Source organism: Anaerolineae bacterium (assembly GCA_025062375.1).
Lineage (GTDB): Bacteria > Chloroflexota > Anaerolineae > SpSt-600 > SpSt-600 > SpSt-600.
The window spans coordinates 1-12,600 of the sequence record JANXAG010000045.1 but is presented as its reverse complement, the minus strand read 5'-3'; the positions used below and the strand labels follow the sequence as shown (position 1 = coordinate 12,600).

11 protein-coding genes are annotated in these 12,600 nt (G+C 52.6%); 5 read left to right on the top strand and 6 right to left on the bottom strand.

All coding sequences use genetic code 11. The features are described 5' to 3' along the window. The 6 genes from NZ653_09190 to NZ653_09165 all read right to left on the bottom strand — a co-directional run. Nucleotides 1–461 (bottom strand): MBL fold metallo-hydrolase (locus NZ653_09190; GenBank protein MCS7287295.1); only part of this gene is annotated, 461 nt, incomplete at its 3' end. Beyond that, entirely contained in the window at nucleotides 458–3,667 is a 3,210-nt protein-coding gene (locus NZ653_09185) for a tetratricopeptide repeat protein (protein ID MCS7287294.1), read from the bottom strand. The genes NZ653_09190 and NZ653_09185, both read right to left, overlap by 4 nt. Beyond that, on the bottom strand, nucleotides 3,664–4,632 hold the full coding sequence (locus tag NZ653_09180; protein MCS7287293.1) for a GDP-mannose 4,6-dehydratase: 969 nt from the start codon (nucleotides 4,630–4,632) through the stop codon (nucleotides 3,664–3,666). The genes NZ653_09185 and NZ653_09180 overlap by 4 nt, the downstream gene beginning before the upstream one ends. After that, on the bottom strand, nucleotides 4,629–5,987 hold the full coding sequence (locus tag NZ653_09175; GenBank protein MCS7287292.1) for a cation-efflux pump: 1,359 nt from the start codon (nucleotides 5,985–5,987) through the stop codon (nucleotides 4,629–4,631). The genes NZ653_09180 and NZ653_09175 overlap by 4 nt, the downstream gene beginning before the upstream one ends. A gap of 3 nt (nucleotides 5,988–5,990) precedes the next feature. Next, nucleotides 5,991–7,346: a magnesium transporter gene (gene mgtE, locus NZ653_09170; GenBank protein ID MCS7287291.1), complete on the bottom strand. Its 1,356-nt coding sequence runs from the start codon at nucleotides 7,344–7,346 to the stop codon at nucleotides 5,991–5,993. Nucleotides 7,347–7,398: 52 nt separating this feature from the next. Next, a complete protein-coding gene (locus NZ653_09165) occupies nucleotides 7,399–7,530 on the bottom strand; it encodes a hypothetical protein (protein MCS7287290.1) in 132 nt (43 codons plus the stop codon). Between the two features lie 25 nt (nucleotides 7,531–7,555). Here NZ653_09165 and NZ653_09160 point away from each other — a divergent pair, with 25 nt between their 5' ends. From NZ653_09160 to NZ653_09140, 5 genes are read left to right on the top strand one after another with little or no spacing between them, the layout of a single operon-like run. Further along, entirely contained in the window at nucleotides 7,556–7,990 is a 435-nt protein-coding gene (locus NZ653_09160; GenBank protein ID MCS7287289.1) for a glycine cleavage system protein H, read from the top strand. Nucleotides 7,991–7,995: 5 nt separating this feature from the next. Continuing rightward, nucleotides 7,996–9,036 (top strand): lipoate--protein ligase, encoded by a 1,041-nt coding sequence (locus tag NZ653_09155; GenBank protein ID MCS7287288.1) that lies wholly within the window; start codon nucleotides 7,996–7,998, stop codon nucleotides 9,034–9,036. A 13-nt stretch (nucleotides 9,037–9,049) separates the two neighbouring features. After that, nucleotides 9,050–9,619, top strand: coding sequence for a 4Fe-4S dicluster domain-containing protein (locus NZ653_09150; protein MCS7287287.1), 570 nt, complete (start codon nucleotides 9,050–9,052; stop codon nucleotides 9,617–9,619). Then, nucleotides 9,616–10,473, top strand: a complete 858-nt coding sequence (locus tag NZ653_09145) for a CoB--CoM heterodisulfide reductase iron-sulfur subunit B family protein (GenBank protein MCS7287286.1) — start codon at nucleotides 9,616–9,618, stop codon at nucleotides 10,471–10,473. Before NZ653_09150 ends, NZ653_09145 begins: the two co-directional genes overlap by 4 nt. An 11-nt stretch (nucleotides 10,474–10,484) precedes the next feature. Then, a complete protein-coding gene (locus tag NZ653_09140; GenBank protein MCS7287285.1) occupies nucleotides 10,485–12,443 on the top strand; it encodes a CoB--CoM heterodisulfide reductase iron-sulfur subunit A family protein in 1,959 nt (652 codons plus the stop codon). The last annotated feature ends 157 nt before the right edge of the window (nucleotides 12,444–12,600 follow it).

Genomic DNA, 12,600 nt, shown 5'->3' with positions numbered 1-12,600 from the left:
TGGATATAAACAGCTATGGAATCACGGGAGTGGCCGAAAAGTTCAAAGAGATGGATGTTGAATTCACCGACCTTTATGGTCATAGCTCCGGTAAAGGTGATGGTGGGAAGGATTATGGAGGCATTTTCCAGTTCAGGGTGGATACTTTTAGCTTCGGCGAGCTTTTTAGCCCCCTCCCGTATCAGGAGGGTTCTGGTCCTTCTGTGAGCTATGATCTCAGTACTTTCCAGCAAATAACTACCCAGGATATGGTCAGCGTGATAGTGGGTGAAGATGAGGAATTTTATCCCTTCCGGGCACTCCCTGAGGACTTCCTTTTTGAGCTCCAGGGTCTCGGAAGGGAACGGAAGGGTGTCTATCACTACCGCCCCTTCCGGTGTCGCTATGAAGCCTGCTGTCACATCATAGTAAAGGTCACTGATGAAAGCGTAAACGTTATCGGAAACCCTGTCCTTTATCACTTTCCTCCCTCCCCTTTCTTCTGTTCAAGCTGGGCGATAAAGCTTTCCAGGATTGGTCTATCGGCAGGAGGGGCAAGCCTAAGGGCTTCCCGTGCTTCAGCTATCGCCTGATCAATAAGGCCCATCTGGTTGTAGAGGAGGGCCAGGTTCCGGTGGCTTATGTAGTCGTTCGGGGCAAGTTCCAGCACTTTCCTGTTGGCCTCCACAGCCTTTTCCCATTGTCCCATCTGGGCGTATACGAAGCCCAGGGCACTGTAGGCCTGAATGAGCTTCGGTGAAATTTTTACAGCCTTTTCATAGGCCTCCGCAGCTTTATCCCACTGGCCTACCATCCGGTAATAATCCCCGAGAAGAAGCCAGGTCTGATCATACAGGCTGTCAAGGGCTAAGGAGTACTGGATAGTTTCCAGGGCCTTATCTCCCTGCCCCAACATCATGTATACAATAGCCTTTTCGTTGTGGAGGTGAGCGCTGTTGGGGCTTAGGCGAGTGACCTGGTTGTAAAAGTCCAGGGATTTCTGTAAAAACTCCTGCCGTTTCTGGGGGTCGGGGGAAAGGTCAGCCCAGTTCCGGTAGAGGCGAGCCAGGTTAGCTGTGTGGTCCTGGTTGTAGGGGTTCAGGTTGCGGGCTTGGATCAATACTTCTTCGGCCTCTTTAAGCTTTGCCTCCCTTTGGGCTGGGTCCTGAATGGCTCGGGCTTGCTCCAGGAGGGCCCGGCCCAGGAAAAGGTAGAAATAATCCTCCGAAGGAGCCATTTTAACGGCCTGGGAATGGAGCAGGACGCTCTCACTCCAACGTCCCATGTTGTCCAGAGAAAAGCCCTGCTTGTAGACAATGTCGGCTTTTATAATGTTCAGGTTGGTAGCATATATGAGCATAGGCACTATCACAAGGCTCACGAGAACCCCTGGGACCACCCTGAAGGAGTGGAAGGCAAGGGGCGAAGGCAGAGGATGCTCCCCCATCAGGGAAAAGCCCACCAGCAGGATGTAAGCAAAAACGGTCAAGTAGTAGTATGTTATAGTGTTGACCACGTTTTTCCCCGGCACCAGGTTAGAGGCATGGTAGAGGCCAAAGATAAGGGGAAGAATCAGTGTAACTCCAAAGTAGATAAAGAAAGCCGCCAGCATTGTGCCAAAGTCTGGCTTCTCTCGACCCAGGGCTGTTACAGAGGCTATGAGCACTCCTCCCACAAGCCAGGTGAAGAAGAAAAGCCAGAACATGGCCAGCGATACCACCGGTCGCCCCTGGCTCAGCCGGTATGTCAGGGAAGTCACGAGAATGGAGAGAGGGTCCGTCTTGCCCAGCTGGTTCGTGGTATAGTCAAAGAGCATAGTGCTAAGGATGAAGGCCATGAGGAGGGAAAGGGATAAAGCAAAAAAGTGGGGAGATGGTTCTATGGGACGTGGAGGAGGCTGGAGGCGAGCTTTCTTGTTCCTGGGCTGAGGGGCGATGGCTGCTCTCTCCAATACAAGTTGTCTTGTGCCCAGAGCTATCATTACCGCTAAAAAGAGCCAAAAGTAGGTACGGGTGGCTGCTATAGCTATGCCGAAGTGAATTTCAATAAAGTGCGCTATGAAGGTGGCCAAGAGCGCCACCAGAAGCATAGCATTGGAATCCATAGGTTTCTGCCTTTCCTGGTGGACGGCGAGAGCAAAATACATGGTGTAAAAAGTTAACCCGGCGATCATTCCGGTGGGAATGCCAACCCCTGAGAAGCGTAAGCTTCTCTCTACAAGGTAGGGGACGATGAGCCCCAAGAATCCTCCTCCGGTTAAACATCCCAGGAAAAGGCCTTTTCTCCTTTCATCCGGGATGAAGCCAAGCCATCGGAGTCCGTAGTAGAAAATTCCTCCGAAAAGGGTTATGTAGACCAGGAACCCTATTAGGCCGGTGGTTACCAGAGCATCAAAAGTTTCGTTGTGGGAGCGGTCAGGGGAAGCGGTGCGAGCTTCGTAGTGGGCAAGCTCAGGCGGATAGAAGGGCATGTAAGCCACGTGCATCGTCTCAGGTCCGTAGCCAATGAGGGGCCGCAGGGGATTGAGAACGTCATAGCCTCCTGTAGGTGACCAGAGGGGCTGGTGGGGCAGGATGAGTTTGACTGCTCCTTCCCAGATGAGAACTCTAACTTTGCCGGTGCCTCCTCCTATTTCAAAAACCTGCCCCAGCCGGCCTATGTATGGCCACTGCCTCAAAGGCTCCAGAGGGGTATTGGGTAGGTTGAAAACGATGAGGAAAAGGATTCCCAGAATAGTTTGGAAAACCCAGCTGAGCCAGAGCCAGCGGAACCCTTTCCTCAGGAAAGCCATAACTCCGTAGGCCGGTAAGATACCTGCCGGTATGCTGGCGAGGGAGAAAAGGGCGGCTTTCCCCACTTCCTCCTTTTTCAGAAGCCCTGGCTCAGCCTGGTTCCGCATCGCCACAAAAAGGATCAGCATGAAGGCGTAGAGGCCTCCCAGAAGCCCCACCCACGGACCCCGGCTCTGGCTGAAGAATATACACATCAACTGAGCGATAAGGGCGAAAAGGTATACCCCACCAGCTATTGCTTCTATGGTGCCTTTTGGCCCCTCTTCTCTCAGGAGAAGTCCCATAGACTTTATCACTCTTTCCAAGGTGAGGAAAAAGACCATGATCAAGTAGGCGGAAACGAAGATAGCATTGCCCATGTTAGAGGCGACACGAGCTGTCACATCCCCACCCCAGGGCAGAGGGTCTTTCCCCATATGCTGGACTATTCCATAGATGGATATGGGTATGCTGGTGATGACTATGACGGTTATAAGGCGCTCCAGCTGCTCCCGGCGCTTCAGGTGCAACAGAGTGATAAAGAAAATGACCATGTAAGAAAGGGTGGTATATGTGCCTTGGAGGCGCTGGTATGAGCCCCAGAAGCTTATCCTGGGTGAAATGGATGCGGCGGTAGCCAGCAGGTAAACTCCTGCCAGGAGCAGAGCAGGGATGACCAGGGGGGTTTCTTGCACCCACCGGGTAAAGGGTTTATCCAGGTGCAAACCTTCATCAGCTAACTTTATGAGCCAGACCGCCACCATTGCCAGGGCGATGGATCGGAGAAGGCTGAGCTTGTCGGGTTCGAAAACCCGCTGGGAATAAATGTTGAAGAAAAGGGGAACCACTATTGCAGCAACCAGCCACCCGGCTTCGAGGATTTTCTCACACAGAACTCCTACTTTGCTTCTTTTCATCCTGTCCTCTCCTTAAACCATTCTATGGTCCTTTCCAGCCCTTCCTCCAGAGAGACTTCTGCCTTGAATCCCAGCAACTTTTCCGCCCGGGAGGTATCGGGACGGCGCCTTGGGGCCTCTTCAAAGTCTGGGCCATAAGCTTTATCGTAGGGCACAAAGATGATGGGGGATTGAGAACCTGCCTTTTCTTTTATAAGGCGAGCCAGCTCCAGGATTGAGATCTCCCTCCCATTGCCGATGTTGAAGATTTTCCCCAGAGCCTGAGGCAAGGTAGCGGCCAGGATTGTCCCCCGCACTGTATCGCTAACGTAGGTGAAGGAACGGGTCTGGGAGCCATCACCGTAAACGGTTATGGGTATTCCATCAAGAGCCTGGGAGATGAAACGAGCAACAACGCTTCCGTAACCCCTCGGATCGAGGCGAGGGCCATAGGCATTGAAGTATCGGACTACTGAAACTTCTAAACCCAAGCGATAGTAAGCCAGAGCCATGTGCTCATCCAGACTTTTTGAAAGGGCATAGCACCATCTGGAGGCCTCGGGCGGGCCAAAGATACCGTTATCCCTCTCTTTAAGCAGCCTCTTACGGCTTTTCCCGTAAACCTCAGAAGAAGAAGCCACCAGAACTCTTTTCCGGTAGCGGTGAGCGAACTCCAGCACCAGTTCTGTCCCCAACACATTAACCTTTATCGTCCTCAAGGGGTCCTGAAGTACGTAGTAGACCCCCACAACGGCTGCCAGGTGGTATATGACATCGCTCTCTCTGACGAGGCGTTCTACAAGAGGGGCGTCAGTCACATCCCCCCTGACCAGGCGAAAGGAGGGATTAGAGAAATTATGAGCCAGATTGGCTTCATTGCCCTGCGAAAAGTCATCCAAGACTACCACCTCATAACCCCGGGCCAGAAGCTCATCCACCAGATGGGAACCGATGAAGCCTGCACCTCCGGTTACCAGAGCTCTCATCCCTCTTTTCCTCCACCGGGCTCAGTATGGATTATTATCCGGCTTATGGAGGGGAACTTTTCCCTTATCTTTTTCTCCAGCTCTTCAGCCAGGCGATGGGCTTCCTCTACAGATTTTGCTGGATCAACGCTCATATTTAATGAAATGTGGTAGTTATCCCCGTGCCTGTGAATCCTAATACTGTAGACGTTCTGCCCTCCGATTTCTTCTATGGCCCTTTCCAGGAGCTTGCGGCTGGGAAGGGGGAGCAATTGGGACGAGGCCTCGTTTTCCATCTGAGGTTCTATGTGAGTGATGATATCCGTATCGGGCTCAAGTTCTTCAGCCAGCTTTTCTTCCAGTTTTGTTATTTCCCGATGGGCTAAATCAAGGGGCCAGCTGGCGGGAACCTCAAGGTGCATTTCTAAAACTCTACGGGGTCCATAGTGGTGAAAGCTGAGGCTGTGAGCCCTTATTCCTGCCCGGGAAGCAAGGGCCTGAACTTTATCGTAAACGCTTTCATTCTCCTCTACGATCGGCTCAGTATGGACCACCACATCCCCTTCGGGGACGAGGGAGTGAATGGCTTCTTCTACTTCCTGAGCAATGGCGTGGCTTTCTTCTAAAGAAGTGCTCCTTTTCACCCCCACTTCAATGTCCACGAAAACTTTATTTCCAGCCCCCCGGGCTCGCACTCTCTTCACCGCCAGCACCCCTGGAACCAGAAGGGCCTGCTGAAATATTCTTTCCACAAGGCCCTCAGGGGTGCGATCCATTAAAGTGTTTATGGCTTCAAGGCTCAGGCGGATCCCGGCTATTATCACCAGGAGAGCCACCACCAAAGCAGCGATGGAGTCAGCCCACTCCATTCCAAATTTAGCCATAACCAAACCCATCAGGACCACTGTGGAGCTAAAGATATCGCTTGTGTAGTGCAAAGCATCGGCTTTGAGGGCCTGGCTCTGGTACTTTTGAGCGGTCCGGGTGAGGATGAAGCTCAGGAAAGAGGCCACTATTATTGAGAGGACCATAACGGCGATGGAATAGGCTGTAACCTTTAACTCTACATCTTTTCCCCTCAAACGAGCGATGGCCTCTTGAATAACCCATGCGGAGGTCAGGAAAAGCAGGAAAGTTTCCGCCAGAGCTGAGAGGCTTTCCGCTTTATAGTGCCCGTAGTGATGGGTTCTATCGGGTGGCTTATCCGCTATTCTGACAGCAAAGAAAGCCATCAAAGCGGCCACAAAATCAAGTCCGGAATGGAGAGCTTCCGACAGTATCCCCAGGCTGCCCGTGAGGAGCCCTGTAATAAGTTTGAGGAGCGTTAAACTCCCCCCTCCAATAACGGAGGCTAAGGCTGCCCTCTGCTTTTCCATAGCTCAAATTCCCATAATGATTTTAGCGATGAGCATGTACATAAGCAAGCCCGTTCCATCTACCAGGGTGGTCACAAAAGGAGCCGAGAGTACTGCAGGGTCCAATCCTATTCTGGCAGCCACCATCGGGAAGAAAGCGCCCACAATGTTGGCCCATACAATTATGCACATTTGCGCAAGGCCTACCGTGATGGAAAGGAGTAATCCAGATCCCCAGGTCATGCCTCTCAAGAAGCCAGCCAGCCCGATCCCCAACCCTAAAATAAATCCTATGATAAATTCTTTGAGGAGAACTTTCAGGAAGTCCTTGAACTTCACTTCCCCCAAAGCCATGGCTCTGATGATAGTGGAGGCAGATTGAGAGCCTGCATTTCCGCCTGTACCGATAAGCAGGGGGATAAAGTAAGTAAGAGCCACAACCTTTTCTATCTCGTGGTGGAAATGTCTGAGGACGCTACCTGTATAAAGCTCGGCTATGAAAAGCAGCAGGAGCCAGATGAATCTCTTCCGGATAATGGGTAAAATCTTTGCATTGAGGTAGGGTTCCTTCAGAGGCCCAGCACCGCCCATTAGGTGAATGTCTTCCGTGGTCTCTTCCGTCATAACGTCCAGCACTTCGTTGGCGGTGACCATTCCCAGAAGGTGGCCTTCATCATCCACCACCGGGAGGGCCAGAAGTTCATAACGGTAAAGGAGTCTGGCGCATTCCTCCTGGTCAGCAAAATGGTTGACATAGATTACATTGCGGTCCATCAAATCTTCAATGCGCTCGTGGAGGCCAGCCGTTATAAGTTTACGGAGGCTTACAACCCCCACCAGCTTGAGGTCTTTATCCACCACAAAGAGATAGTAAATGACATCCGAATCAGGGGCATAGAGGCGCAATTTCTTCAAAGCTTCCTGAACGGTCATTTCGGAGTTAAGAGTTATGGGTACTGGAATCATCCTGCCGCCGGCAGTGTCGTCAGGATATCGGAGAAGCGGAACTACCTCTTCGGTTTCCTTCATGGCTTTCAAAGTTTCGGCAGCTTTGTCCAGAGGCAGATCCCCTATCAGGTCAGCAGCATCGTCGGGTTCCATTTTGTCCAGGATACGGGCCAGGTCTTCGGGTTTCAGGCGGGAAGCAATGGCGAGAGCTTCTTCCTCCTCAAGTTCTTCTAAAATATCTGCGGAGATTCCCGCATCAATCTTGGGGAGGATTGTTTCCTGGTGTTCTGGAGGAAGCTCCGAAATAACTTCGGCCCGGTCTGGAGGACGGAGGGATTCCAGAACCCCAACAGCAGCTTCCCAATTACCCTCTTCAAGATGTTTCCTTATTTTTCTGAGAGCCTCTTCCACGATAGTTTCCGGGAAAACCATGACCAACCTCCGCCCTGTTTTTTGCCTTTAAAATTATACACCTTTTTGGCCCTCATGAAGCAATGAAAACTCCTTTGAAGCCGGAAAACTCGTCCAGAAGCAAAACGATTTTCCCTCCCATTTTGTGCCCGAACCTGAGCTTATTTTTCTTGACAAAGGCTCTGGTGTGTAGTATAAAAGTCATGCATGCCCAAAACGAGGAGAGAGCCATGCAGATAGCGGGATTTGAGTTCCCCGATGATCTCTATTACGACTCTAAGCATGGCTGGGGGCGAGTTGAAGGGAATGTGGTCACTCAGGGCCTCACCGATTTCGGTCAAAAGTTGGCAAGGGAAATCGTCTACGTGGAAATTCCCCCTCTTGGCAGAACTGTAACCCAGGGACAAACTTTTATGTCCATTGAATCCGGCAAATGGGTGGGACGCATCCCAGCCATCGTTAGCGGGAAAATTGTGGCGGTCAATGAGGAGCTGGAATGGGAACCGAATCTTATAAACAAATCGCCCTTTGACCGGGGCTGGCTGGTGAAAATTGAAATGGCCAACCCCGCTGAATTGGCTAACCTGATGCGGGCCGATTCCCCCGAATTCAAAGCCTTTATTGAGGCCGAAGCCGAAAAGTACAAAGATGTGCTCAAAAGGTGAAAAACATGAAGCTCTATTACTTTGGGACCGTCCCATGGCATTATTCTCAGCTTCTATATCATGCCCTCCCGAGGCTGAACCGGGAAGGGCTGATATTCCTCGCCCCTGCTTCCCCTTACGTTTGCATTGGTTATTTTCAGGATGCCGAGCAGGATGTGGACCTGACCTACTGCCGTGAGCAGGGTATCCCTGTTTTCCGGCGGGAAGTAGGGGGAGGAGCGGTTTACCTGGATGGAGATCAGCTTTTCTGGCAGCTTGTGATCAGGAAAGACCATCCCCTGGTCCCGGCAAGTCGGGAGGAGTTCTACCGGCGGTTCCTTCAGGCACCCATCGCCACCTACAGGGCTATCGGTATCCCCGCTGAATATAAGCCTGTAAATGACATTATAGCCCACAACCGCAAGATCTCAGGCACAGGTGTAGCCGAGATAGGCGATTATGTGGTTTTTGTGGGCAACCTCATCCTGGACTTTAACTACGAGATGATGGTCCGGGTTCTTAAGGTGCCCGATGAGAAATTCAGGGATAAAGTTTACAAGACCCTCCAGGAAAACCTCACGACCATAAGGCGAGAGCTCGGATATATCCCGCCAAGGGATGAACTCTGGAACCTTCTGGCGGAGAAGTTTTCTGAACTTCTGGGACCTCTGGAAGTGGAAAGAGAAATTGACCCTGAGTGGCAAGCCGAGGCCGACCGCTTGGGGGAACGGATGTTAAGCGAAGAGTGGTTGCATTTGCGAAGGAGACCCCGGCCAGAGCGCGGTGTCACAATCCGCTCCGGGGTTGAAGTGTGGCAAAAGGTCTACAAAGCACCCGGTGGCCTGATCCGGGCTACGGTTGAAGTCCACGAAGGAGTCATTGCCGAAGCGTCTATTTCCGGCGACTTTTTCTTTTACCCGGCTGATAAATTAACCGAACTTGAGAAAGCCTTGGTGGGGGTGCGGGTGGAAGAGGCGGAAGAGGTTATAGCACGCTTCTATTCCGAACAGAGGGTAGAAAGCCCTGGCGTCACCCCCGCCGATCTGGCCACCGTCCTAAAGCCATAGGGGGAAATAAAACATGGAAGAAGCCCTTAACCTTGCAGTATTAGACCGAGCAGTTGTTCAGAAAGTCGTCCCCGGGCGCTGGGAGAAAATGCTATCCTGCATCCAGTGTGGCACATGTTCTGCCTCTTGCCCGGCTATCAATGCGATGGATCTTTCTCCGCGCCGGATGTGGCGGCTGGTTCAGTTGGGAATGGCTGAGGAGGTGCTTCGTTCCAGAAGCATCTGGCTCTGCAGCCTATGCTATACATGCCATGTCCGCTGTCCACGAGGCATCCCTCTTACTGAAACCATAACCCGCCTGAAAGAGCTGGCGCTGGAGCGGGGCATCATCTCTTCCCCTCAGAGTGGCGCCTTTTACCGGGCCTTTTCCACCGTTATGCAGCGCTACGGCCGGATGCGAGAGGTGGAATTTATGGCCCGCTATTTCTTGAGTTTCAATCCGCTAATGGCTTTGGGCTTCGCTGGCCTGGGCCTTAAGATGCTGAGACGGGGGAAAATACGCCTGGAGCTGCCCCAACTGGGCGGTGAAGGCCGCCTGGACCGGCTTTTTGCTCGGGTTGCTGAATTGGAGGGCAAAAGATGAGATATCTCTTTTACCCTGGTTGTTCGCAGGAAGGAACAGCGCTGGAATACAAAGATTCCACCCTGGCTGTGCTTCAAGCTCTGGATGCGGACGTTAGAGAACTGGAGGACTGGACCTGTTGCGGGGCCAGTGTGGCTTCGGTTATGAGCGACCTTCTGGGCTTTGTCCTTCCGGCCCGAAACCTGGCACTGGCAGAGGAGCAGGCTGATGGCCGGGACCTCCTTACTGTTTGCAGTGCCTGTTACACTAATTTCCGCCGCACTCTCATAACCCTGGCCACTGACCTTGCGCTCCGGGATAAAGTCAACAAAGCTTTAGAGATAGAGAACCTGACTTACCGGGGAAAGGTGACAGTCCGTCACATTCTGGATGTACTGGCCAATGACTTCGGGCCTGAAGCCATAAAGGCAAGGGTAAAGCGTTCGCTGGAGGGACTGACAGTTGCCCCCTACTATGGCTGTCAGACTGTGCGCCCTTACAGCCCATATGATAACCCTCACCGCCCCACATCCATGCTTCCGATTCTGGAAGCCCTGGGTGTCAGGGTTCACCGCCACTCTTACGAAGCCTCCTGTTGCGGAACATCGCTCCTTATGACAAAGCCTGAAGTGGGTCTGACGATGACAGGCAGTATCCTGACAGCTTGCGAGGGGGCGGATTGCATTGTGACCGTTTGCCCGATGTGCCATATGAATCTGGATGCTTACCAGGATAAGGTATCTGCTTTGCTGGGCCGAAGGGTTCGCATTCCAGTCCTTTATTTGCCCCAGCTCATAGGGCTGGCTTTCGGTCTATCGGAGAAAGTGCTGGGTCTACACAGGCACATTACACCGGTGAAATTAAAAGCAAAATAAGGAGTTTGGCTATGGAAAAGCTGCGAATTGGGGTTTATGTCTGTGAATGTGGGGTTAATATTTCAGCCACGGTAGATGTGAATGCTGTGGCGGAGATGGCCTCCAAGCTTCCTGGGGTGGTAGTAACACGGATCTATAAGTATATGTGCTCTGAACCGGGCCAGTTGTTGATTCAGGAAGATATCCGCAACCTGGGCATCAATCGGGTTGTGGTGGCTTCCTGCACTCCCAGGATGCATGAGATAACTTTCCAGCGGGCTCTGGAGGCGGCCGGCCTTAACCCCTATTATCTTGAGATAGCCAACATTCGGGAACATGTTTCCTGGATTACCAAAGATAGGGAAGAAGCCACTGAAAAGGCCAAGAGGCTCGTGCGGGCCGCGGTAGCCAGGGTTGCCTTTCACCAGCCCCTTGAACCCCGCCACGAGCCTGTCACAAGGGCTGCTCTGGTGGTTGGCGGAGGAGTTGCCGGCATCCAAGCCGCCCTCTCCATCGCCGATGCGGGCTACCAGGTCTATCTTGTGGAGAGAGAGCCCTCCATCGGCGGCCGCATGGCTCAGCTGGATAAGACTTTCCCCACATTAGACTGCAGTACCTGAATCCTTGGGCCCAAAATGATGGATGCCGGTCGGCATCCCAACATTACCCTCCTGACCTACAGCGAGGTAGAGGACGTATCTGGCTATATCGGCAACTTCACCGTCAGAGTCCGAAAGAAGGCCCGATCAGTGCGGGAAGACTTATGCACCGGATGTGGAATATGTGAGGAAAAATGCCCGGTCAAAGTGGTGGATAACGCTTTTCAGGCGGGAATGGGCAAGCGAAAGGCTATATATCGTCCGTTTGCCCAGGCTGTCCCCAACATCCCTGTAATTGACCGGGAAAACTGCCTTTGGTTCACCCAAGGCCGATGCAAAGCTTGCGAGAAGCTCTGCCCCGCTGGGGCCATTGATTACGAACAGCAGGACCAGATTCTGGAACTGAATGTGGGGGCCATTGTGGTAGCGACGGGTTTTGCCCTTTGGGACCCCGCCAAACTTCCGCAGTATTCCTATGGCCTTTCTCCCAACATCATTACTGGATTGCAATTTGAAAGGCTCGTCAGCGGCACGGGGCCTACAGGTGGGGAAATCCTCACTGCCGAGGGGAAAAAACCGGAGCGGGTAGCTATAATCCACTGTGTGGGAAGCAGGGATGTGAATGCTCACCCTTACTGCTCCCGTATCTGCTGCATGTATTCCCTCAAACATGCCCATCAAGTGCGGGAATATACTGGCGCTGAAGTTTACGAATTCTACATGGACATGCGGGCCTTTGGAAAAGGCTACGAAGAGTTTTACGAACGGGTCCAGGAAGAGGGGGTGATCTTTGTCCGGGGCCGGGGTGCTGAAGTAGAAGTTCTCCCTAACGGCAAACTCCGGGTAAAGGGAGAAGATGCTAACCTTGGGAAACTGGTCTTCGTGGATGTGGATATGGTAATCTTAGCCACAGCCATGGAACCTCAGCCTGATGCTGAACGGGTGGCGGCACTTTTCCGGCTGGGACGAACCCCGGACGGCTGGTTTGCGGAGGCTCACCCCAAACTCAGGCCTGTAGAGACCGCCACGGCGGGCGTATTCTTAGCTGGTGCCTGTCAGGGTCCCCGTGACATCCCCGATACGATAGCCCACGCCGAAGCTGCGGCTATGGAAGTAGTGAAGCTCTTCAACGAAGGAGAAGTCCTCATTTCACCCACCGTTGCCGTTGTGAATGAAGCGGCGTGTGTGGGCTGTGAAGAGTGCCTTCCGGTTTGCCCTTATTCGGCGATATCCCGCAACATCCGGGGCAAAGCCGAAGTTAATCCAGCTTTGTGTCAGGGCTGCGGGACCTGCGTTGCTACCTGTCCCGCTCACGCTATAACTGCCCTTCACTTCACCGACCAGGAAATTGTGGCTCAAATTGATGGACTCCTGGAGTATTCTGTGTTATAAGCGCCCGTCCCGTTGGCGAATTTTGAAAAACCAAAGAAAGAGGTTCTGGGTTTTCCTTTCTATAATCGAGCAGAGAAAACAGGTTCTCCGGGTTCGTTCGCCTCGTCTGTAACTTCTGATCGCCCTACAACGGGGGACTTTGGGGGTGTCCCCTAAA

Coding starts and splice junctions, on each gene's coding strand:
- NZ653_09155 (MCS7287288.1), top strand. CDS start 7,996: ATGAAGCTCTATTACTTTGGGACCGTCCCATGGCATTATTCTCAGCTT.
- mgtE (MCS7287291.1), bottom strand. CDS start 7,346: ATGGTTTTCCCGGAAACTATCGTGGAAGAGGCTCTCAGAAAAATAAGG.
- NZ653_09180 (MCS7287293.1), bottom strand. CDS start 4,632: ATGAGAGCTCTGGTAACCGGAGGTGCAGGCTTCATCGGTTCCCATCTG.
- NZ653_09185 (MCS7287294.1), bottom strand. CDS start 3,667: ATGAAAAGAAGCAAAGTAGGAGTTCTGTGTGAGAAAATCCTCGAAGCC.
- NZ653_09145 (MCS7287286.1), top strand. CDS start 9,616: ATGAGATATCTCTTTTACCCTGGTTGTTCGCAGGAAGGAACAGCGCTG.
- NZ653_09165 (MCS7287290.1), bottom strand. CDS start 7,530: ATGACTTTTATACTACACACCAGAGCCTTTGTCAAGAAAAATAAGCTC.
- NZ653_09175 (MCS7287292.1), bottom strand. CDS start 5,987: ATGGAAAAGCAGAGGGCAGCCTTAGCCTCCGTTATTGGAGGGGGGAGT.
- NZ653_09150 (MCS7287287.1), top strand. CDS start 9,050: ATGGAAGAAGCCCTTAACCTTGCAGTATTAGACCGAGCAGTTGTTCAG.
- NZ653_09160 (MCS7287289.1), top strand. CDS start 7,556: ATGCAGATAGCGGGATTTGAGTTCCCCGATGATCTCTATTACGACTCT.